This window comes from Cupriavidus sp. SIMBA_020 (genome assembly GCF_046535395.1).
Taxonomy (GTDB): domain Bacteria; phylum Pseudomonadota; class Gammaproteobacteria; order Burkholderiales; family Burkholderiaceae; genus Cupriavidus; species Cupriavidus campinensis.
Genome location: NZ_JAWRWU010001471.1, coordinates 1 through 243, shown reverse-complemented (window position 1 = coordinate 243; position 243 = coordinate 1). Strand labels below are relative to the sequence as shown.

The following is a 243-nucleotide window of genomic DNA, read 5'->3' as shown; positions in this document are numbered from 1 at the left end:
GCCAGCGCACGCAGATCGAGCTCGTCAACATCCTGAAGAAGGTCGGCGTCACCTGCATCATGGTCACGCACGACCAGGAAGAGGCGATGACGATGGCGAACCGGCTCGCGGTGATGAGCGAAGGGCAGATCGTGCAGATCGGCTCGCCGAACGAAGTCTACGAATATCCGAACAGCCGCTTCTCGGCCGAGTTCATCGGCTCGACCAATCTGTTCGAAGGCAAGGTGGTCGAAGACGAGCCCG

General features: G+C 60.5%; 1 pseudogene. It reads left to right on the top strand.

The window, feature by feature from the left end:
- Positions 1-243 (top strand): annotated as a pseudogene (locus SB751_RS34465) (polyamine ABC transporter ATP-binding protein); the annotation flags it as partial.